The 22,060-nt window shown below is 47.4% G+C and carries 22 protein-coding genes and 1 tRNA gene; 10 read left to right on the top strand and 13 right to left on the bottom strand.

Going from position 1 to position 22,060, the window contains the following annotated elements; translation table 11 throughout:
* Nucleotides 1-55 precede the first annotated feature (55 nt).
* Nucleotides 56-1,390: a dihydroorotase gene (locus ACO1NU_RS01890; protein WP_448816754.1), complete on the top strand. Its 1,335-nt coding sequence runs from the start codon at nucleotides 56-58 to the stop codon at nucleotides 1,388-1,390.
* A gap of 1 nt (nucleotide 1,391) precedes the next feature.
* Here ACO1NU_RS01890 and holA read toward each other — a convergent pair whose 3' ends face one another.
* The gene (holA, locus tag ACO1NU_RS01885) at nucleotides 1,392-2,420 is read right to left on the bottom strand and encodes a DNA polymerase III subunit delta (RefSeq protein WP_448816753.1); all 1,029 of its coding nucleotides are present in this window, start codon (nucleotides 2,418-2,420) and stop codon (nucleotides 1,392-1,394) included.
* A 66-nt stretch (nucleotides 2,421-2,486) separates the two neighbouring features.
* Here holA and ACO1NU_RS01880 point away from each other — a divergent pair, with 66 nt between their 5' ends.
* Nucleotides 2,487-2,948 (top strand): type I restriction enzyme HsdR N-terminal domain-containing protein, encoded by a 462-nt coding sequence (locus tag ACO1NU_RS01880; RefSeq protein WP_448816779.1) that lies wholly within the window; start codon nucleotides 2,487-2,489, stop codon nucleotides 2,946-2,948.
* Between the two features lies 1 nt (nucleotide 2,949).
* Here ACO1NU_RS01880 and ACO1NU_RS01875 read toward each other — a convergent pair whose 3' ends face one another.
* The 10 genes from ACO1NU_RS01875 to ppk1 form a co-directional block, all read right to left on the bottom strand.
* Complete coding sequence (locus tag ACO1NU_RS01875; protein ID WP_448816752.1) at nucleotides 2,950-3,600, bottom strand: hypothetical protein; 651 nt, start codon at nucleotides 3,598-3,600, stop codon at nucleotides 2,950-2,952.
* A gap of 33 nt (nucleotides 3,601-3,633) precedes the next feature.
* A complete protein-coding gene (locus tag ACO1NU_RS01870) occupies nucleotides 3,634-4,284 on the bottom strand; it encodes a hypothetical protein (protein WP_448816751.1) in 651 nt (216 codons plus the stop codon).
* Between the two features lie 87 nt (nucleotides 4,285-4,371).
* Complete coding sequence (locus tag ACO1NU_RS01865; protein ID WP_448816750.1) at nucleotides 4,372-7,026, bottom strand: valine--tRNA ligase; 2,655 nt, start codon at nucleotides 7,024-7,026, stop codon at nucleotides 4,372-4,374.
* A 131-nt stretch (nucleotides 7,027-7,157) separates the two neighbouring features.
* Nucleotides 7,158-7,331, bottom strand: a complete 174-nt coding sequence (locus ACO1NU_RS01860; RefSeq protein ID WP_448816749.1) for a helix-turn-helix domain-containing protein — start codon at nucleotides 7,329-7,331, stop codon at nucleotides 7,158-7,160.
* A 29-nt stretch (nucleotides 7,332-7,360) separates the two neighbouring features.
* Entirely contained in the window at nucleotides 7,361-7,930 is a 570-nt protein-coding gene (locus tag ACO1NU_RS01855) for a DUF2975 domain-containing protein (protein ID WP_448816748.1), read from the bottom strand.
* Between the two features lie 228 nt (nucleotides 7,931-8,158).
* A complete protein-coding gene (murI, locus tag ACO1NU_RS01850; protein WP_448816747.1) occupies nucleotides 8,159-8,983 on the bottom strand; it encodes a glutamate racemase in 825 nt (274 codons plus the stop codon).
* Complete coding sequence (locus ACO1NU_RS01845; protein WP_448816746.1) at nucleotides 8,980-9,366, bottom strand: DUF1634 domain-containing protein; 387 nt, start codon at nucleotides 9,364-9,366, stop codon at nucleotides 8,980-8,982. The genes murI and ACO1NU_RS01845 overlap by 4 nt, the downstream gene beginning before the upstream one ends.
* A complete protein-coding gene (locus ACO1NU_RS01840; protein ID WP_448816745.1) occupies nucleotides 9,363-10,199 on the bottom strand; it encodes a sulfite exporter TauE/SafE family protein in 837 nt (278 codons plus the stop codon). Before ACO1NU_RS01840 ends, ACO1NU_RS01845 begins: the two co-directional genes overlap by 4 nt.
* Nucleotides 10,200-10,229: 30 nt before the next feature.
* On the bottom strand, nucleotides 10,230-11,111 hold the full coding sequence (locus ACO1NU_RS01835) for a Ppx/GppA phosphatase family protein (RefSeq protein ID WP_448816744.1): 882 nt from the start codon (nucleotides 11,109-11,111) through the stop codon (nucleotides 10,230-10,232).
* Complete coding sequence (gene ppk1 / locus ACO1NU_RS01830) at nucleotides 11,108-13,171, bottom strand: polyphosphate kinase 1 (RefSeq protein WP_448816743.1); 2,064 nt, start codon at nucleotides 13,169-13,171, stop codon at nucleotides 11,108-11,110. Before ppk1 ends, ACO1NU_RS01835 begins: the two co-directional genes overlap by 4 nt.
* Before the next feature lie 160 nt (nucleotides 13,172-13,331).
* On the opposite strand from ppk1, the gene ACO1NU_RS01825 reads away from it, so the two are divergent.
* The 8 genes from ACO1NU_RS01825 to ACO1NU_RS01790 all read left to right on the top strand — a co-directional run bounded on the left by ACO1NU_RS01825 (nucleotide 13,332) and on the right by ACO1NU_RS01790 (nucleotide 19,716).
* The gene (locus ACO1NU_RS01825; protein WP_448816742.1) at nucleotides 13,332-13,823 is read left to right on the top strand and encodes a YajQ family cyclic di-GMP-binding protein; all 492 of its coding nucleotides are present in this window, start codon (nucleotides 13,332-13,334) and stop codon (nucleotides 13,821-13,823) included.
* Nucleotides 13,824-13,930: 107 nt separating this feature from the next.
* Nucleotides 13,931-14,764, top strand: a complete 834-nt coding sequence (locus ACO1NU_RS01820; RefSeq protein ID WP_448816741.1) for a universal stress protein — start codon at nucleotides 13,931-13,933, stop codon at nucleotides 14,762-14,764.
* Between the two features lie 145 nt (nucleotides 14,765-14,909).
* Entirely contained in the window at nucleotides 14,910-15,590 is a 681-nt protein-coding gene (locus tag ACO1NU_RS01815; protein WP_448816740.1) for an MCP four helix bundle domain-containing protein, read from the top strand.
* A 141-nt stretch (nucleotides 15,591-15,731) separates the two neighbouring features.
* Complete coding sequence (locus ACO1NU_RS01810; RefSeq protein ID WP_448816739.1) at nucleotides 15,732-16,376, top strand: Crp/Fnr family transcriptional regulator; 645 nt, start codon at nucleotides 15,732-15,734, stop codon at nucleotides 16,374-16,376.
* 60 nt (nucleotides 16,377-16,436) lie between these two features.
* Nucleotides 16,437-17,246, top strand: a complete 810-nt coding sequence (locus ACO1NU_RS01805; protein ID WP_448816738.1) for a sulfite exporter TauE/SafE family protein — start codon at nucleotides 16,437-16,439, stop codon at nucleotides 17,244-17,246.
* Nucleotides 17,247-17,319: 73 nt separating this feature from the next.
* Nucleotides 17,320-18,738 (top strand): MBL fold metallo-hydrolase, encoded by a 1,419-nt coding sequence (locus ACO1NU_RS01800; protein ID WP_448816737.1) that lies wholly within the window; start codon nucleotides 17,320-17,322, stop codon nucleotides 18,736-18,738.
* A gap of 5 nt (nucleotides 18,739-18,743) precedes the next feature.
* Nucleotides 18,744-19,301, top strand: coding sequence for a YeeE/YedE family protein (locus tag ACO1NU_RS01795; protein WP_448816736.1), 558 nt, complete (start codon nucleotides 18,744-18,746; stop codon nucleotides 19,299-19,301).
* Between the two features lies 1 nt (nucleotide 19,302).
* Nucleotides 19,303-19,716 (top strand): DUF6691 family protein, encoded by a 414-nt coding sequence (locus tag ACO1NU_RS01790; protein ID WP_448816735.1) that lies wholly within the window; start codon nucleotides 19,303-19,305, stop codon nucleotides 19,714-19,716.
* A 62-nt stretch (nucleotides 19,717-19,778) separates the two neighbouring features.
* Here ACO1NU_RS01790 and ACO1NU_RS01785 read toward each other — a convergent pair whose 3' ends face one another.
* Both ACO1NU_RS01785 and ACO1NU_RS01780 read right to left on the bottom strand, forming a co-directional pair.
* Nucleotides 19,779-21,470, bottom strand: coding sequence for an FAD-dependent oxidoreductase (locus tag ACO1NU_RS01785; RefSeq protein ID WP_448816734.1), 1,692 nt, complete (start codon nucleotides 21,468-21,470; stop codon nucleotides 19,779-19,781).
* 194 nt (nucleotides 21,471-21,664) lie between these two features.
* Nucleotides 21,665-21,774: transfer RNA gene (locus ACO1NU_RS01780), tRNA-Asp, on the bottom strand.
* Between the last annotated feature and the right edge of the window lie 286 nt (nucleotides 21,775-22,060).

Genomic DNA, 22,060 nt, shown 5'->3' with positions numbered 1-22,060 from the left:
GCTCTGCCCATTGATTGATAAATGCTTAACTTCGCTCCTATATACACTGTTCGCTATGTCATCCATTCTGATCAAATCTGCAACTATCGTAAATGAAGGAAAATCTTTTGAAGCCGACGTTTTCATCCGTGAGGGACGGATTGAACAGATCGGCTCGAACATCGATAAGAAAGCCGATAAAGAGATCAATGCAGAGGGTTTACACCTTTTGCCAGGATGTATAGATGACCAGGTTCACTTCAGAGAACCCGGGTTAACGCACAAAGCTGAAATTTTCACAGAAAGCAGAGCCGCCGTTGCCGGAGGCATCACCTCCTTCATGGAGATGCCGAATACTGTCCCGAATACCGTGACTCAGGCGCTCCTGGCTGATAAATACGCTATTGCCTCAGCGAGATCATTAGCTAATTACTCATTCTTCATGGGTGCCACCAACGATAATATGGAGGAGGTCTTAAAAACCGATCCCCGCCAGGTATGTGGTATCAAAATATTCATGGGCTCTTCTACAGGCAATATGCTTGTCGATAATGAGAAGACCCTGCAGACGATCTTTAGCTCCACGCCCATGCTCATCGCCACACATTGTGAGGATGAGGAGACCATCCGAAGAAACATGGAGGCCTTCAAGGCACAGTACGGCGATCAGATCACTCCGGAAATGCACCCACAGATCCGCACGGCCGAGGCTTGCTATAAGTCGTCCTCTTTCGCCGTAGAACTGGCAAAGAAACATGGCTCGAGACTGCACATTCTGCATATTTCCACTGCTATCGAAACCGGGCTGTTCAGCAATGCCATTCCCCTATCTGAAAAGCGCATCACGGCTGAAGCCTGCATTCATCATCTCTGGTTCTCTGACAAAGATTATGCAGAAAAAGGCAACTGGATCAAATGGAATCCGGCGGTTAAGTCGGAGCAGGACCGGGATGCCATTTTACAGGCAGTCCTCGACGACAGAATAGATGTTATCGCTACTGACCATGCCCCTCACACGATCGAGGAGAAAAAGCAGTCGTACCTGCAGGCGCCTTCAGGCGGGCCGCTCGTACAGCATGCACTGACCGCTATGCTCGACATGGTGGCACAGGGAAAGATCAGCCTCGAAAAGGTAGTAGAAAAAATGGCACACAACCCGGCGATCTGCTTCAACATCGAAAAGCGCGGATTTATAAGAGAAGGATATTGGGCAGATCTGGTACTTGTAGACTTGAACAAGCCATCTGTAGTCACGAAAGAGAACATCCTGTCCAAATGCAAATGGAGTCCTTTTGAAGGTCACAGCTTCAGATCTTCAGTATCTCATACCATTGTTTCGGGACACCTTGCATACGAGAACGGAACGTTCAATGAAGCTAAGCAAGGAGAGAGACTGCTCTTCAACGTGTAAGTTAGTGGACGATCTTAAACACCATTTCTTTGAGTAACTCTCCACTCTCGGTATTTCCGGTGGAGTCTACTCCCTTCGTTTTCAGATCATACTCCCTGAGGATGCTCATGATGTCGAACAACTTGCCCATGCCATAGTTCTTCGCTGCCAGTTCGTAGTCCTTAACGAAATAAGGATTCACTCCCAGCTCCTTTGCGAGATTGGCTGCACTGCGGTCTTGTATATAATGAAACTTCAGCACCTTGGTGAACCAGGTATTCAGAGCTCCTAAAACCATTTGTATAGGGTTGGCTTTAGGGTTAGAAGCGAAGTAGGATATGATTTGATTGGCCTTTATGACGTTTCGCTTCGCAATAGCATCCTGCAGCTCAAACACGTTATACTCTTTGCTGATGCCAATATTATTCTGGACATCATCTGCAGTAATCTCGTTTCCCCTGGGGATGTTTAGCATCAGCTTGTCGAGCTCATTGGAAATCTTGGACAGGTCAGTACCCAGATATTCCGAAATCAGCGCTGAGGCTTTCGGACTGATCCGATAGGCTTTCTCACGTGCGTAATCCTCCACCCATCCCGGCACCTTATTGTCGTAAATGGTAGCCGACTCGAAGATGCAGCCCGATTTCTCTATCGCTTTATAGGTCTTTTTACGCTTGTCGAACTTCCCGTGCTTATAGCAGAAAACCAGGATGGTGCTGGGCAAGGGCTTCTCCAGGTAGGCCAACAAAGGGTCCTGCCCCTTCTTATCGTCGCCTTCCTTGCTCCACTTCATATCCTGGGCTTCCTTGATGAGTACCAGCTGGAAGTCGCTCATCATGGGGTAGCGCTTGGCCGAGTTCAGTACGGTAAGCACGTCGGTCTCGCGACCGTAGAGAACGGTTTGATTAAATCCTTTCTCCGCATCGGAGAGCAGATTCTTCTCTATGTAATCGCTGAAAAGATCAATATAGTACGGCTCCTCACCATGGAAAAGATAAACCGGCCTGAACTTTCTGGCCTTGAGATCATTTAATAAAGCGGAAGCTGTCATACCGTCAGCGAAGATACGGGAGAATGACGAAAGCCGGAAAATGATTTTTTTTTATGAACTTTGAACGTGCAGTTTCAACCCTACCCCCTCCATCTACCAGCCTACCCTTTCAAGCTCAAACAGAGCGAAGATACCACCTACATTTTTGATGAGATCCGAAAGAAATTCCTGGTATTAACGCCTGAAGAGTGGGTTCGGCAGCACATTGTTCAATATCTGATCCGGGAAAAAGGGTATCCCAAGTCACTGATTAAACTGGAAGGTGGCATGAAGCTTAACTCCCTGCAGAAGCGCACCGACATCATTGCTTTTAATGCGTCGGGGCAAAAAGTCCTGCTCGTAGAATGCAAGGCTCCATCCGTAAAGATCAGCCAGAAGGTCTTCGATCAGATTGCGCGGTACAACATTGTGCATAAGATCCCGCTGCTGGCAGTCACTAATGGACTGGAGCACTACTATTGCCGGATCGACTTCGAAGCAAAAGGATATCAGTTCCTGGAGTCGCTACCGCCGTATGGTGGCCTATAGCCTAGCCAACACTTTTGATCTTGATGTTGACCAGATGCGGATCAAACCTGGAAAAGAAAGGGTGAGAGGACTTAATCTGCTTGTCGCCCATTACCTCAGCCGAGCCAGCGTCTTTGGAAGCTTCTTCAGGTAAGGCCAGCACACCCTCAAAACAAGGAAGGTTGCCTGATAATTTGCCTGAATTAAAATCCTTTAATGTACCGCCATGGTCCCAGCCAAAGCCATAGAACGAAAACTCCACACTACCATTCTCTTTTATTAAATCCTTCAAGCTGCTGCCGATCTTAATACCGTTGGTAAAGTGATAAACAGATGAGGGATGTGAAACCTCCAGCATTTCAATAGTCGCCAGAGGAGCTTTCTCCTCCTTCCAATGGACAATAATCTCTTTTTCCGTATCCGGCCATACGCGTGTAACAATCCGCTCAAAAGTTCCTTCTTTGAAAAGAGAGTCCTGTTTCACATTCTTCAGACCTGCTTTATCCACCAGAACGTCATAAGAATCTTCCAGCTCAATATCTCCAATACCCCAGCAGGTGATTTCCGTAGGATCTCCTCCCTGCAGCCAGTCGCCAGCCTCCTCTTTCACTTTAGGCGAGTTCGTACAAGACATCACGATCAACAACAGGGCAAAACAGGCTATTCTCTTCATATGTGAACTTTTTAGTAAAAAGGAATTTGGGCCTTATTGTTTGTTCAGAATCCGTATAGCACTCAGATTTACTTCAATCCGGTCGAGGATCTTCTCGTAAGACTCCACAAACTCCTGCTTTTTGAAAGCTTCGTACTGATCTTTATAGACATTCTCCTGACTTGACCACTCCAGCACGCCCGCTAGGCAAGGGTTGTTGCGGGCAATTGCCCCATTGTTGAAGCTGGTAATCAGTCCACTTTTTTCCGTCGCGTAGAAGTTGCGAAAAGTAAGAGGCATGTTTTCATTCTTCCGCACCAGATCACGCAGGCCCATTCCGATCTGCAGGGAGTCTGCTGTCCGGTAGACGGACGCCGGATCTACAACTTCCAGATAGTCGACTGTTTTGAAGGGAGCGGTTTTTTCTTTCCAATACACATTGATAGCCTTAGGGGTATTTTCCCAGATAGTCGTAAACCGTCCGTAAATGGTATTTTCATGTGCCGTAAGTGCTTTCGCGCCTACTTTCTGCTCCAGATCTGCATAGCTGATGTTCGTCTTGATTTCTCCGATACCATCACATGAGATCAGGATAGATGAATCGATTTTCGCTTCTTTACTCTGCCCGGCAGCATCTTTATTTGAAGAGGGTTGCTGGCAGCTCATGAGGCCGGCCAATAAAATGGAACAGAAGAAATATTTCATAAGGAATGGTTTAGTGTAACAGGATAGTTTTTAACAAAGCAGGCAGGTAAGAGGCTGTTATTGCGACCTCTTGCCTGCCTGATGCTATTAAGATAAGTTTAGAGCCTTCAGGCTTTCTTTCAGTGTAGCAATCTTAGCTTCAGCATCTGCCTGCTTCGCCTTTTCATTAGCTACTATTTCTGGCTTCGCATTCTGCACAAAACGCTCGTTAGACAGCTTTTTGTTAACCGAAACCAGGAAGCCTTCCAGATATTCCAGTTCTTTCGTCATTCTTTCGTATTCAGCCTGGGGATCCACGTTCCCCTCGAGACTGATAAAGAACTCGTCTCTGCCTGTCATAAACGAGGAAGCTCCAGCAAGTTTTTCCTCTACAAAGCTAACTTCCTGAAGGTTCGCCAGCTTGTTCAATATGTGCAGATACGCCTTATAGTCGACATCAGAGTTTACCTTTATCGCCAGGGGCAGTGCTTCCTTCGGTGATATCTGCTTGCTGTTGCGGACGTTACGCACTTCTGAAACTACCTTTTTAATGACATCGATCTCTTTCAGTAGCTTCTCATCAGTTGCCGCAGCACGCGGATATGCAGCCACTACACAGCAATCCATTTCCCCACGCTCACCAAATATCTCATCATGCCATAATTCCTCAGTCAGGAACGGCATGAAGGGATGCAGCAAGGTTAATATCTTTTCGAAGAATACCTTCGTCGCATTTACTGTAAACTCGTCTGCCGGCTGCTGATAAGGAGGCTTAACCATCTCCAGGTACCAGGAGCAGAAGTCGTCCCATACCAGTTTGTAAGTAGCCATCAGGGCCTCCGACAGGCGGTATTGCGAGTAATGAGATTCAATTTCAGCCAGCGCCTCATTGAAGCGGTTTTCAAACCAGCTGATCGCCGCTTTATTATCGGCATTCTCTCCCGGAACGGTTGATTCAGACCAGCCTTTCAGCAGTTTGAACGCGTTCCAGATCTTATTGGTAAAATTACGGCCCTGCTCACAATATGACTCATCAAACATCAGGTCGTTACCTGCAGGCGAGCAAAGCAGCATACCTACACGCACGCCGTCGGCACCATACTGCTCAATCAGATCGATTGGGTCGGGCGAGTTGCCCAGTGACTTGGACATCTTACGGCCCAGTTTATCGCGTACAATCCCGGTCAGGTACACGTTCTTGAACGGTGCCTCTGAGCGGAATTCATGTCCTGCCATGATCATCCTGGCCACCCAGAAAAAGAGAATTTCCGGTGCTGTTACCAGGTCATTGGTCGGGTAATAATAGTTCAAATCTGCATTTCCCTCTTTTTCAGGGTGCCCGCAAACTGAAGGGTCGAATACCGACACAGGCCATAGCCATGAAGAGAACCAGGTATCTACCACGTCCTCGTCCTGAACAAGGCCTTCTGCCGACTGTCCCGCTTCTGCAAACAGCACGGAGGCTTCCTCAGCCGTCTTTGCTACTACCCACTCACCCTTTTCATTGTACCAGGCCGGGATACGTTGTCCCCACCATAGTTGCCTGCTGATACACCAGTCCTTCACATTCTCCATCCAATGACGGTAGGTATTAATGAACTTATCCGGAATCAGCTTCACATCGCCTTCCAGCACATAGTCCAGAGCAGGCTTCGCCATCTCTTCCATTTTGCAGAACCACTGCAGGGAAAGCTTCGGTTCAATGGCCGCGTCAGTTCTCTCGGAGAAACCTACCTGCGACTTATAATCTTCAACCTTCTCCAGCAGCTCAGCTTCCTCCAGCAGGCGCGCAATTTTCTTACGCGCAGCAAAGCGGTCCTCTCCTACCAGAATGGTTGCTTTCTCATTTAACGTTCCGTCATCATTCAGAATATCGATAACCGGAAGCTTATGTTTAATACCCAGCTCGTAGTCGTTCAGATCGTGTGCAGGTGTCACCTTCAGACATCCTGTTCCGAACTCCATCTCTACGTATTCATCCTCAATCACCGGAATCTCCCGGTTGATCAATGGGATGATCACTTTTTTACCTTTCAGTTTCGTATAACGCTCATCATTCGGATTCACGCATATCGCGCTATCCGCCATGATCGTCTCCGGGCGGGTGGTAGCAATGATAATATATTCCGGCTGATCAGCGCCTGTTCCCGCCACCTGATAGCGGATGTAATATAACTTCTGGTTAACCTCTTTACGGATCACCTCTTCGTCAGACACAGCCGTTTTTCCTTTAGGATCCCAGTTCACCATGCGCACCCCGCGATAGATCAGCCCTTTATTGTACAAATGGATGAAGGTATCCGTTACAGCCTCAGACAAATCTTCGTCCATGGTGAACTTCGTTCTGTCCCAGTCGCATGAAGCACCCAGCTTTTCCAGCTGCTTCAAGATGATGCCGCCGTACTTTTCTTTCCACTCCCAGGCATATTTCAGGAATTCTTCCCGGCTGATATCTTTTTTCTCGATACCCCGCTCCTTCAGCATAGCTACTACCTTCGCTTCGGTTGCGATCGAAGCATGGTCGGTACCCGGTACCCAGCAGGCATTCTTACCGAGCATACGTGCCCGGCGTACCAGAACGTCCTGAATGGTATTGTTCAGCATATGCCCCATATGAAGCACCCCGGTAACATTCGGTGGAGGAATCACGACAGTATAGGGTTCGCGATCATCCGGTTCTGAATGAAAGAAACCTTTTTCCAGCCAATAGCGATACCACTTATCTTCTGTTTCCTTTGGATTATATGTTTTAGAAATGCTCATTTTAGAGGGAGTAAAAATTTATGTGCGCAAAAATAACCTTTAATGCGAAATATCGAATAATATAAAGCGTTTTGGGACTTGCTAACGAGCCAACACCTCAGCGATTTTCTAATTTCTAAGTATAGATTTAGCTATTTATATTCTAATATATCGCCTGGTTGGCAGTCTAACTCTTTACATATCGCTTCAAGTGTAGAAAACCTGATCGCTTTAGCCTTGCCATTCTTAAGTATCGAGATATTTGACATAGTAAGTCCCACCCGCTCGGACAATTCCGTAACAGACATTTTCCGCTTTGCCAGCATTATATCTAAATTTATAATGATAGGCATACTCAGATCGTTAATTGATTTTCTTCAGATAAGTCATTACCTTCTTTAAATATCTCTGCAAGAATGTATGCAACAAACATTAAAATTAAAGGTGTAACACTCAAAGAAACACCGTAAAACATTCCCTGTTCAAAATACACGACAGAAAAGCTGGTTAAAATAAAAATCAGGAGAAAGTATTTACCAATGCTTCTGAATGATTTAATATTCGCCTTTTTGAAGGTTTGAATTAACCTTACCGACCGTATAACCTTTAAAAACTCCTTGAAAGCTAAAAATGTAAAAAGAAGAATCATTGCTATCTGTATATATGAAAAGTATAAAGACGCAGGTTTTACATTACTTAAGGTTAGGGGAGCTTTGAGTGTTTCCGTTGTCCAACGGGTCGTAACAGAATAGCCAATTGTACTTTTACTCAAGAAGCCAGATGTTAATACCATCTCAGAATAAAATTCTCGATTTACGTGCCAATGTACCAGAACTACAGTAATCAATAAAAGCATTGCCAACTGCATAAAGCAAAACACTTTGCAAGTGAACATGGCAACATTAAGAAGTGGGTTTTTTTTCATCGTTATAGGGTTAGAGAGAAACAAATATAATATATATCCATCTAATATCAATAAGAATTTATCGTTTATCAATATATTTTTATTGATATTCTTCAAATAACCTAAGTCAATGGCTAATTAAATGCGTTTCATGATATGACGATGAAAGACTCCGCTTAAAGGTTTTGCTAGTTCACGACGAATTTCTAAGTAAAGCATGTTCCTGAACTATATTATCTAAATAAATGATCAGAGCAACAACTGCGTCGACTGCACTGCGCTGCCCAAAAACAACGATGCCTTCTCATCGAACTCCGGCACCGCACCCGTGGTGTAAAACTGCCGGTTATCCCCCAATGAACAGCACGCTCGCAAATCACTGTGTCTCTCCAGGTAATCAGCCAAACTATCCGCTACCAGCTCACCCTGAGATATCAGCCTCACACCCTCCGGAAGAAACTTGCGGATGATATCAGCCAATAAGGGATAGTGCGTACAGGCCAGAACCACGCAGTCTATGTCCGGATTTTTTGCAAACAGACTATCCAGATCTTTTTTGATGAAGTAGGCCGCACCCGGTGTGTGAAATTCGTTATTCTCCACCAGCGGCACCCATAGTGGGCAGGCTTCCTGATACACCGCCACATCGGGAAAGAACTTATTGATCTCGATCACGTATGATTCGGAACTTACCGTCCCCTGCGTGGCCAGAATGCCCACCTTACCCGTCTGCGTGTACTTACCAATCACCTCCGCTGTAGGCCTGATCACTCCCAAAACCCGTCTGGAAGGATCATAAAGCGGTAAATCGTTTTGCTGGATGGTTCGCAGCGCTTTAGCGGAAGCTGTGTTGCAGGCCAGAACTACCAGATTGCAGTCGAGCTCAAACAATCGCTGCACACACTCCCAGGTGTACCTGTAGACGGTTTCGAACGAGCGTATACCATAAGGCACCCGCGCATTGTCGCCCAGATAAACATAGTCATACTGCGGCAGCCGTTGCACAATCTCCTTGAAGACCGTTAGCCCGCCGTAGCCGGAATCGAAAATTCCAATGGGGCCCTGCTTGATCATCCTCCCAGATCCCCCAACATCCCGATTGATATAATAGCCAATACGATCAGTGTGATCACCACATAGAGGTAATCCTTTTCCAGCGCGAACGCAAAGACAGAAAGCACCACCCGTAAAATTGGTGTTGCGATCAGAATAAGTACCCCCGTCTGGATAACAGCCCTGGGGTCAAGCTCCAGCAAGCCGCTGAAGATACCATCGAGGCTTCTCAGATATTCAGGTGCTCCCCTGAAGTGGGTGAAGTCTGAAACGTCAGACCGGTGCACGATCAGAAACAGGATACCACCCAGAGTGGCAACCATACTCGCCGTTATCACTCCTGCCCGCAGCAGCCTGCCTACTATGGTGGCCACATCTTTGTCCGTCTTGATCAAGCTCCTCATAATTTTCCCGTTAAACCGTTATAGATCATTTCCAGGGCCAGGAACCCGATCACGATGCTGAACAACAAGCGCAGCTTCTTCACGTCTGCCCGAACCAGGATCTTTGAGCCTGCAAAGGCACCGATCAAGACCCCGATGACTACAGGCATGGCCAGGTCCGGATCTATATAGCCTCGCTGCAGGTAAACTACCGCACTGGCTGCGGCGGTTACCCCGATCATGAAATTACTGGTTGTTGTGCTTACTTTGAACGGAATCCGCATCACGGTATCCATAGCCAGCACTTTTAGTGCACCTGAACCGATGCCGAGCAGTCCCGATATAATTCCTGCAAGAGTCATCAGTGAGTAGCCGCCCATCACGCGTTGCACCTTATAGTCGACAGCCCCCGTGGGACTCGTATACGTTCCATTAAGCTTCAGTGCCCTGGCCAGGGTGCTTCGCTCAACTGTATCTGCCTCTTCATTCTTTTTGCGCAGTGCCATCAGTGCTGAAAACAGCAATACAAGGCCAAAAATCACGGCTACGATGTTGGTGGGCATGTAAACAGCGATAAGAGCACCGATGATTGCTCCCGTGGTGGTGGCGATCTCCAGAAACATCCCGATCCGGATGTTGGTGATCCCCTCCCGGATATAGGCCGCGGCTGATCCGGACGAAGTGGCGATGGAAGAAACCAGGGCGCATCCGATCGCATACCGGATGTCCACATCAAAGATCAAAGTAAGCAGGGGAATCAACACTACACCTCCCCCTAATCCGGTCAGAGCACCCACCAAACCGGCCGCTATCGCGCCAATCAGGAGGATACATGTAAAAAGCAGTACGCTCATAAGCTCAATGCCAAGTTAAGAGCTGCAAACTTATGATTTTAAATTCTTATCTATAAGTACCTGTATAATTCCGTCTGCCATTCCGACCCGGGGCACATAGATCTGCTTCACAGAAGCCCATTTCATTACCGTCAGGTAGATCTCCGACGCCGGAATGATTACATCCGCGCGGTCGGGGTTCAGCTTCAGGACGCCAATACGCTCCTTCAGTGAGAATGAACTGAGGTGTTGGTACATCTCGTTCAGCTTCGCGATGCTCAGCGCTTTGCCTTCCTTCTCTCCCGACAAGCGGAACAGCTTGTTGATGTTTCCGCCCGTTCCGATGCCAACCAGGTTCTTGTAGATGCGTGTGTTCGCCTTGATCCACTTGTTCATCTCCTCCCAGGTTTCGGGCGTATCTGCATTGTCGAGCATACGAACCGTTCCAATTGGAAAAGACCGCGATACTTCCACATTCCCTTTTGTGAATATGGAAAGCTCAGTACTACCTCCCCCAACATCGATGTAGAGGTAGTTCTTGTTAAAATCAAGTTCTTCGGCAATATGTGTCGAGTAGATGATGTTGGCCTCCGTCTGCCCCTCAACGATCTGCAGATCCAGATTACCCTCCTCTTTGATCCGTTTTGTCACTTCATCACCATTCGTCGCCTCCCGCATTGCAGAAGTTGCACAGGCCATGTAATCCGACACGTTGTACACTTCCATGAGCAACTTGAAAGCCGTCATGGTTTTTACCAGCTCATCGGCCTTGCGCTCACTGATCTTCTTATCCAGAAAGGCATCGTCCCCCAGACGCAGCGGCACCCGGATAAACGTGTTCTTTTTGTATGTAACTTCCTTGCCATCCTGGTTAATATCTGCGATTAACAGGCGAATGGCATTTGATCCAACATCTATAGCTGCGTATCTCACTTTATTGCTTTATTTTTTAGGTATAAGTAAATGTCTTTCTGTGCCCTGTGTTTGTCGGGGTCCTCCGTCCGGCGATACCGGTTCGTATTCGCCGCATTAATTTCGCGTGCCTTGGTATTATCTCTGAGCTGAATATCGATGATATCCCTCAGCTCCTGCCTGACCACAGGATCGAGGATCGGAAAACCGACCTCCACACGCTGATCGAGGTTGCGCGTCATGAAATCGGCCGATGAGAGAAACATCAGTTCCTTACCGCCATTTCCAAAGATCCACACCCGCGCGTGTTCCAGGTACTTGTCGATGATACTGATCACTTCGATGTTTTTGCTCATGCCCGGCACACCGGGAACCAGGCAGCACATGCCCCGCACGATCAGCTGGATTCTCACACCCTCATTGCTGGCCTCATACAGCTTACCGATCATCTCTTCGTCGGCCAGACTGTTCATTTTGAGTACCATATATGCGGGCTTACCCTCCTGTGCGTTCCGGATCTCCTGATCGATCAGCGCATAGACCTTTTTTCGTGTTTCCAATGGCGACACCACCAGGTATTTATAGTTGTCGAGGAACATCTTCTTGTCGAGCGCCCTGAAGAGTCGCTTCAATTCATTAGCTATCCCCTGGTGCGTTGTAAACAGGCTATGATCGCAGTAGATCCGCGAGGTCTTCTCGTTGAAGTTTCCGGTAGCCAGACTCGCATAGTAAACCGGCTTACCCTTCTCCATCCGGGTTACGAGACAGATCTTCGAATGAACTTTATAGTCGGGCAATCCATAGCTTACGTTCACGCCCTCCTCTTCCAGTTTATTCATCCAATAGATATTGTTCTGCTCATCAAACCGTGCCTTTAACTCCACCAGGCAGTTCACCTTTTTACCGTTCTTAGCCGCATTGATGAGCGCGTTGATCACCCGCGAATTGGCAGCAAGACGATACAAGGTGATGCTGATCTCGGTCACCTTCGGATCGATAGCAGCCTCACGCATGAAATGGATGATATAGTCGAAAGACTGGTAGGGAAGGTTGATCAGGTAATCGCGCTTTGCCATCTGGCTGAATATACTCTTGCTCAGATCAAGGTCCCTTACCTTCAGCGGAACATCCCTGGAATATTCCAGTTCAGGCCTTCCCACATTCGGGAAATTAATGAAGTCTTTGAAGTTATGATAACGGCTGCCCGGAATAAGCGAATCCGGTATCAGGTCCAGCTTTGCCACCAGATAGCTCAGCATCGACAAGGGGATATTATTATCGTATAAGAGCCGCATCGGTTTTCCCTTTTTCCGCTTCTGCAAACTCTTACTCAGTGTATCGATAAACTTTTCACTGACATTGGTATCGAGGCTGAGCTCAGCATCCCGCGTGAGCTGAATGGAATAGGCCTCCACCTCCGGATAGTCAAAAATAAAATAGATATCATCCAGGCAGTAGCGGATAATATCATCGAGAAGGATAACAAACTTGAGGTTATTGGTCTCGGGCAGCACAACAAAGCGATCAAGAGCATCCAGGGGAATTTCAATCAGGCTATACTGCACCTTCTGCCGCTTATCCTTTTTGCTGAGCCGAACAAAGAAGTAGATCCCGCGGTCTTTCAGTTCCGGAAATGGCTTATTATCATCCAACATCACGGGCACCAGGGTAGAAAGAAGCTTCTCCCGGAAATATTCCCGGATGAACTCTCCCCGCTTCACGTTCAGCTGCCGTTCGTTAATGATAAAGATGCGTTCGGCTTCGAGCTCCTTGATGATTACATTTTCGTAAAGATCATCAAAGCGGTACTCCTGGTTCACCACGATATCTTTGATCTCCTTCAGGATCTTCTTCGGGTTATAGCCCAGCAGTTCCTTCGCCTTTGCGTTAATATTGGCCAGACGGTTGAGGGTGGGGACACGCACTCTGTAGAACTCATCGAGGTTGGAAGAGAATATAGCCAGGAAACGGATCCTTTCAATAAGGGGCACCGTTACGTCTGCCGCCTCCTGCAATACACGCTCATTGAAGTACAACCAACTGATTTCACGATTTGTGAGCTGTATATTTCCCTTAGCCATTTAAATTAGTTCTATACGGACCATCCGTTAACGCGCAAAGCTGTCGAATTTAATGTTAAATTAATATTATTCTTCTTAAACCATGATCGCCTGAACATGTTTCCGGAATCTCGTTTATGCATATAAATCTGTAAGTTTACCACCATATAAAACTAGTATTATGCCTTCATTTGATATTGTAAGTAAAATTGACGCTCAGACTCTTGACAACGCCATCAACAACGCAAAAAAGGAGATCCTGAACAGATATGACTTTAATGACTCAAAGAGTACCGTCGATCTGGACAAAAAAACCAATGAGATAACTGTCGTGACTGAAAACGACATGCGGTTGAAAGCGATTATCGATTCGATCATTTCAAGGATGGTCAAACAGGGTCTTGATCCGAACTCCCTGGAAACGGGAAAAGATCACTATGCCTCCGGCAATATGATCCGGAAGGAGATCAAGATTAAGGAAGGAATAGATAAAGAAACGGCAAAGAAGATCGTGAAGAAGATCAAAGACAGCGGCGCCAAAGTGCAGGCTTCCATTATGGATGATCAGGTACGCGTGCAGGGCAAGAAGATCGACGACCTTCAGGCTGTGATCTCCCTGTGCAGAACAGAAGATTTCGGTCAGCCTTTACAGTATATCAATATGAGAAACTAAGTTCAGCGCCCTTCGAAGGCAATGAGGATTACGGTTTTTGGTAATCCAAGTCACATTTTCTTCTCCCGGGCCAGCTTATCTTTGAAACATACAAAAACCCCACGATCATGAAAACTATCATCGTAGCAACCGACCTCTCAAAAGACGCAAACAACGCATTAGAATATGCAGCTGCACTGGCCAGAATTGCAAATGCGAAGTTAGTTCTATTCAACTCCTTTGTCATTCCGACGCATGCTGCCAATACGCTGCTGCCTGCTTCCGGAATTGAAAAGATGATTGCATCCAACAAAGCATCACTCGAATACGTCGCGCTGAAAACAGCCTGCACATACGACATCGAAGTGAGCACCGTAAGCAAACTTGCTGAAATTCAGGAAGAGCTGGACAAAATGGTGGATGAATACCAGGCTGAACTGGTCGTGATGGGTATGAGAGGTGACAGTATCGATCAGAAACTTTTCGGAAATACAACCACCTCCATCATTGCTCATGCTAAATATCCTGTACTGGTCATCCCTCAGGACGCCAAATTCAAGGGAATGAGCAAAATCTTATTCGCTTGCGACGAGAAGTGCCCTACAGCAAACGCAACACTGACCAAGCTTCGCGATATTGCTTCCGACATGAAAGCCGAAGTTCAGGTGCTGCACGTTGACAAGCTCATGAAGAAAACTGAAGAAGCACTTGTTACCGGCTCAATTGGTCAGTCAGCACTGAAAGAACAGTTTGAGGGTCTTAACCATAGCTACCGCGATATTGACGGTTCAAGTGTTATCGAAGGAATTGAAAGGGGTGTAAACGAGTATAATGCGGACCTGCTTGTCATGGTTCCTCAGAAACATGGCCTTTGGGATTCACTCGTCCACAGAAGCAAGACCCGTATCATGGCTTCCCGCTCAAAAGTACCATTGTTATCTATTCCATTTGGAAAGAACTAAATAACTGCGGTCCCCTCCGCAGTAAAGAACCAAGGGGTTGGAGTATTAAGTAGTAACAGACTGGCTCAGGCCGGTCTTTACTTTTTATAGCCCCTGCCACGTATTTTACGTATATTACGTCCACTCACCCAAATCATTCTGCCCTATGAAATGGATCTACGCTATTCCTCAAAAGTTTAAAATCGTCTGCATTCTCGGATCAATCATCTTTTGCATCACCCTTTTCACTCTGTTGGAGAGCCGAAATATTAACAACATCAACAAAGCCGTACTTTCGATATATGCTGACCGGCTGATTCCGGCTACCGACCTTTTTTTTCTGGCAGAAGTGACCTATCAAAAGCGCGACCAGCTCGAGGCTTACCTGAATGCGTCCGACACATCCTCTACATTAATCAGACAGCAGCTTATCAGGCAAAACGAGAAGATCCGCTCGCTTATAGGCAAGTATGAAAAGACCTACTTTGTGGATGAAGAAAAGCTGCATTTTAACGGACTTAAACGAAACCTGGAAGAATACCTGCTATTAGAGACTACCATCGTGAACCTCAATACTCACCGCTCAAGAGAAGCCGCGCAGCTGGCCTTTTCTCAACAGGCCCTGGCAAGTCACAGGAAGATGATGGATCACCTCTCGCGCCTCACACGGATTCAGTCGAACGTTGGCACTTCACTGGTCAACGAACTAAAGAATGATGTAGCCAAATCAGACCTGATATCTAACTTACAATTGTGTGTCTGCATTATAACAGGCCTCCTGATTATTGCCATCATATTTGCAGCAAGGGTTACCACGATCAAATCAAATAAATACAACCTCAACTAGGGAAATACGGGCATTCCAGGGCCAAGCCTGCCTCTGCCTGCAAGGCTTGATTGCCCGGGACTTATGTCGCGCTGTATACGCTGGCGTACAAACAACGTTCCGATCACACACGCATCTGGTGCTTTATCAATATCTTTGTATATGACCCATGAACAAACAGCATCCGGATACCTGGACCGGCTCTTCCCTCAGTTTGAACCTGCACTCAGGGAAAAGCTCGTTGAGAATTGCGCGGTCAAGCATTTTACCGCCGGGGATATCATGATGTCACCGGGCCAGTACTTTCGTTCTACCATGCTTATTGTAGAAGGCCGTGTGAAATTGTACCGGCAGAGCGAAGACGGTAACGAATTCTTTATGTATTACATCGAACCAGGCAGCGCTTGTGCATTGTCGATGATATGTGCCGCCAGGCAGGAGACCAGTGAGGTTATGGCCAAAGCAGTAGACGACACCGTTGCGCTGCTCATACCGATACAGCTGATGGATGAGCTGATGAAGGAACACAAAACCTGGTATTACTTTGTGCTCGAAACATACCGGAACCGCTATGAAGAACTCCTTCTGATGATTGACAACATTGTCTTCAAAAACATGGACGAGCGGCTGGAATTCTACCTGAAACAACAGTATCAGAAGCTGCAAACCCGTCAGCTAAACATCACCCATCAGGAAGTGGCAAATGACCTGAGCACCTCCCGGGAGGTAATTTCCCGCCTGCTAAAGAAGATGGAGCAGCGCGGAGATGTGGTATTACACCGGAACTACATCGAGTGGAAAAGGTAGTGTGACAATTGTCACCGTGCCTGGACTTGCTTCTGACGATCTTTGTGTTATTAAAATAACATGATGGAAGTAACCGGCTATATCGCATCTGCACTAATAGGAGTTTCTTTAGGTCTCATCGGAGGAGGAGGCTCTATCCTGACAGTACCGGTTTTGGTGTACCTCTTCCAGATAGATCCTATTCTGGCCACCTCTTATTCACTTTTTATTGTCGGATCGACCAGTCTGGTAGGTGCAGTCAATAATGTCAGGAGTGGGCTGGTAAGCTGGAAAACAACTATGCCCTTCGGATCTGCCTCTCTTTTTACAGTGTTCTCCGTACGGAAGTTCCTGGTGCCTTTGATCCCACAGAATATCGTCACCCCCGGGGGCATTACCCTTACCAGCTCCTTTTTGACACTAGTCCTTTTTGGCATACTGATGCTGATGGCTTCCGCGAGCATGATCCGGGATCAGGATCCGGTTGACGCTGCAGAGGAACGCCCCCTCGACCTCCACTTCGTCAAGCTTATTGCGTACGGTGTCGGCATCGGGCTAATTACCGGGCTTCTGGGAGCCGGAGGCGGTTTTCTCCTGATTCCTGCGCTGGTGTTCCTGCTGAAGCTGCCGATGAAGAAGGCGGTAGGAACATCACTCGCCATTATTGCCATCAACTCTTTGATGGGCTTTGTGGGAGACCTTGGGCACTTTAGTATTCATTGGAGCTTCCTTCTTGCGGTAAGCGCGATCGCCTCGGGCGGAATATTTATTGGGGAGCGACTCAGCAGAAAGATTCCGGCAGAGAAGCTAAAGAAGGGCTTTGGATGGTTCGTCCTGATCATGGCCCTCTACATACTTGGCAGGGAAATCAGCAAATCTTTTCTTGTGTAACTAAAATCACCGAGGGTGTTTCAGCAAATGTCGAACTTTGAACTATCAACAAGTTTCAGCAAAATCAACTAATATGATCATTGAACAAATATATACCGGATGCCTGGCACAGGGTGCATACTACATCCAATCGGGAAATGAGGCGGCCATCATCGATCCGCTGCGGGAAGTGCGCCCGTATATTCAAAAGGCACAGAAGAACGAAGCAACTATCAAATACGTCTTTGAAACGCATTTCCATGCGGACTTTGTTTCAGGACACGTGGATCTGTCGAGACAAACAGGCGCTGCTATTATTTACGGTCCTGATGCTGATCCCGGTTTTGAAGCCTATATCGCGAAAGACAACGAAGAGTTTGCAATCGGCGACATCAAAATTAAAGTATTGCACACCCCGGGGCACACGATGGAGTCTGCATGCTACCTGCTGATCGATGAGCAGGGACAGGCTACCGCGCTCTTCTCCGGCGACACCCTCTTCATCGGTGACGTGGGGCGCCCGGATCTTGCACAGAAAGCAGCTCACATGACCCAGGAGCAGCTTGCGGGAACCTTATTCGATTCACTGCGGAGCAAGATCATGCCTCTGAGCGATGAGATCATTGTTTATCCGGCTCATGGCGCAGGATCGGCCTGCGGCAAGAACATGAGCAAGGAAACTAAAGACACTCTGGGCAACCAGAAGAAAACGAATTATGCGCTACGGGAAAACATGACCCGGGATGAATTTATCAGGGAAGTTACGAATGGCCTGACGCCCCCTCCTGCCTACTTTCCCCTCAACGTGAAGCTGAACAAAGAAGGATACGACAGCTTTGACAGCGTATTGAAAAAAGGCACTCAGGCGCTCGGGCCGGAGGCATTTGAGACCCTGGCAAATGAGACAGGCGCACTGCTCCTCGATACACGGAATCCGCAGATCTTTGCTGCAGGATTTATTCCTAACTCCATCAACATAGGTATTGACGGAAGCTTCGCTCCATGGGTAGGGACCCTGGTTTCTGATATTGAGCAGGAGCTGCTGATCATTACAGAAGAAGGGCGCGAAGAAGAAGTGGTCACACGGCTGGCCAGGGTTGGCTATGATAACACGATTGGCTACCTGAAAGGGGGTATCGAAGCCTGGAAGGCTGCTGGGAAAGAGATGGACCAACTCGAATCGATCAGCCCTGATGAGCTGGCAGAACGAGTTCAAAAAGGCGAAAAAGTCAATATTCTCGACGTGAGAAAACCTGCTGAACATGCCTCAGAGCACCTTATAGGCTCAGAGAACGTAGCGCTCGACCTTATCAATGAGGCTATGGCCCAGGTGGACAGGGAGAAACCCTATTATGTTCATTGTGCAGGTGGTTACCGGTCTATGATCTTCGCCTCTATACTGAGAGCCCGAGGATACAACAATTTAATCGATGTTAAGGGTGGATTCAAAGCGCTGAAAGAATCAGGAAGCTTTGAACTAAGCCCCTTTGTTTGTCCAACAACATTATCCTAATCAAAATGCTGGAGTTACTTAGACAGCCGTGGCCCTGGTACACTTCGGGTCTCGCTATGGCATTCATAATGCTGATATTGCTGTTCTTCGGAAAGTCATTTGGCTTCTCGTCGAACCTGCGAACGATATGCACCATTGCAGGTGCAGGAAAAAAAGTAAAGTTTTTCGACTTCGACTGGAAGACACAAAAATGGAACCTGCTGTTCCTTGTCGGCTCCGTCCTGGGAGGTATAGTATCATCCACTTTTTTGAAAAGTGATCAGCCGATGGACCTATCGGCAGCGACGATTGCGGACCTGAAAACCTTAGGGATTGCTTTCGACGGTGAATTAAACCCATCGCAGCTGTTTGGTTCCGAGGCATTTTCTTCGCCCGCGAGCCTTGTTCTGCTATTGATCGGAGGACTGCTCATTGGCTTTGGCACCCGCTATGCGGGAGGCTGCACCTCGGGCCATGCCATCAGTGGACTTTCTAACTTGCAGGTACCTTCACTAATCGCGGTTGTCGGATTTTTTATAGGCGGCCTGATTATGACACACCTTTTAATGCCATTAATTTTTTAAGATGAAAGGAATAAAATATATACTGACAGGCTTGATTTTCGGGATCATCATGTCCAAGTCAGAAGCGATATCCTGGTATCGTATCCAGGAGATGTTCCGCTTCCAGTCATTCCATATGTACGGAATCATCGGCACAGCGGTGATCCTGGGAGTTATCGGCGTCTATCTGATCAAGAAATTCCATATCCGGGATGTTCAGGGAAACCCGATTGTGTTTCGCGATAAGACCAAAAGCTGGCGTCGCTACCTGATCGGGGGATCCATCTTCGGACTGGGCTGGGCACTGACAGGTGCTTGTCCGGGTCCTATGTTCGTCAATATCGGACATGGTTATTGGCCGATGCTCATTGTGGTTCTGGGTGCTCTTCTCGGTACCTATGGGTACGGCGTATTCAAAGACAAGCTGCCCCATTAGGCAATAGCCGCGTGCGGCCGTTTATATACACAAGAAAGGACCTTCGAGAGGTCCTTTCCTGTTTATTTATATTTCAGCCAGTCCTGCAGATCTGCCTGTTGTTCCAGCTCCTCATTATAGGTCTTCCAGAGCAGGTATCCTCCTGAAAGATTCGTCACGTCTCTGAATCCGCTTTGGACCAGAATACGCTGGGCCAGATATCCCCGCATGCCCTGCTGGCAGAAGATATGCACAGGCTTATCAACAGGAATTTCTGCGAGCCGTCCCCTGATCTCATCGAGCGGGATGTTAACAGCACCGTCGATGGTTCCCTTGCTGTATTCCACAGGTGTGCGGACGTCGATCAGGGCCGCCTGTTCATCAACAGGATCAAGCCTTGTGCACTCGACAACCTTAAGTCCGTCGAGCAAAATATTCTCAGCTACAAATCCAGCCATATTAACCGGGTCTTTTGCGGAAGAAAATGGCGGCGCGTAGGCATGTTCAAATTCGCTCAGGTCATAGATCGTCCCCTGGTTGCAAATAACGGAGGAGAGCAAATCGATACGCTTGTCTACCCCTTCACCACCGATAATCTGTGCGCCCAACAGTATGCCTTTGTCAGGCGAGAACGCAATCTGGAGGGTCATCAGCCTCGCGCCCGGATAGTAGCCTGCGTGCGAGTTGCCGTGAATGGTTGTGGTCTTGTATGGGATTTTGTTTTGCTCGAGATGCTTGATGGCCATTCCCGCAGCTGCTATCGTCAGATCAAATACTTTGACGATGGCGGTATTGATAGATCCTTTGTATTGCTGCACATGCCCGTGCACCAGGTTGTTTGCACATATCCTCCCCTGCTTGTTCGCAGGACCAGCCAGAAAGGTGACTGTTGGCTGATGAGAAATGGGGTTCGGAAATTCGATCGCATCACCCACTGCATAGATATCCGGATCAGAGGTCTGCAGGTATTCATTTACCCAAATGCCTTTAGCATCTCCGATCTTCAGTCCAGCATCCTGGGCTAAGCGCGTGTCGGGGCGCACACCGATAGACAGGATGACCAGGTCCGCTTCCAATGCCGGCTTGTCCTTCAGCAGCACTTGCAGCCGGGAGTCCACGTAGTCGAATCCCGTCACGCTGGTATTCAGATGGAGCCCGATCCCTTTTTCGCGGAGATGCTTCTGAGCAATTGCTGCAATGGGAAGGTCTACCGGCAAGAGAATCTGGTTACTCATTTCGACAATGCTGACATCGAGGCCCAGCTCCTGAAAGTTTTCAGCCATTTCAAGGCCGATAAACCCGCCGCCAATAACTACGGCCTTCTTAGCGTTCGAATCGGCAACAAAAGCTTTGATATAGTCGGTGTCAGCTACGTTGCGTACGGTGAAGATGCCTTTGTGCTGAATGCCCGGTAAGGGAGGGCGCACAGGAGTGGCACCAGGGGAAAGTACCAGCTTATCATACGACTCAGAGTAAGCCTCACCGCTTTCGAGGTCTATGGCGGTAACGGAGCGGGAATGCCGGTTGATGGCAATTACTTCGGTATTTACCCTTACATCCACGTTAAAGCGGGTTGAAAAAGAGGTAGCCGTTTGAACGAACAGCTTATTCCTATCTTTGATGACGTTTCCTATGTAATAAGGAAGGCCACAGTTGGCATAAGAAATATACTGTCCCTTTTCAAAGATGACGATCTCGGCATGCTCGTCTAAACGCCTTAGGCGTGCTGCGGTACTGGCTCCGCCTGCTACAGCTCCTATGATAATGTATTTCACGTTATTCTAATTTGATCATCCAAATTTCCTGAATATCAACAAGGGATCCCGGTGACATTTGTCACATACAAGTGTAATGGCGGTTATTAATTTATATGGAATATGGACTTTTGGAAAAAAGGAGTAAAAAAATAAAGCTCCCGATGGGCGAGAGCTCAAACTAACCAATTATAAACCTAAATTATATGAAAGGGCTGTAGGGGAAGGAATCGAACCTTCAAGGAGTGGTTAGCCCGTTTCCGGATTTCCCATAATCTCCGCCACCGAGACAAGGAGGTGTGTCTGCCAGTTTCACCACCCTACAGTGTTTCTTCTTTCGAAGTGTTAAAACAAATATAACAACTCTCGAATGTAAATTGCAAATGTTTTAAGAAAAAATATGAAAATTTAAAAATACGCTAATTCGAAAGGTTTATCAGTACAATTTGTGTAAACAAAAAATAAGCTCTCGATGGGCGAGAGCTCAAACTAACCAATTATAAACCTAAATTATTGAAAGGAGCTGTAAGGGAAGGAATCGAACCTTCAAGGAGTGGTTAGCCATTGCTGGTTTCCCATATTCTCCGCCACCGAGACAAGGAGGTGTGTCT

The sequence above is a fragment of the Arcticibacter sp. genome (genome assembly GCF_053551015.1).
The sequence above is the reverse complement of the archived record's forward strand: the minus strand, read 5'-3'. Positions and strand labels throughout refer to the sequence as shown.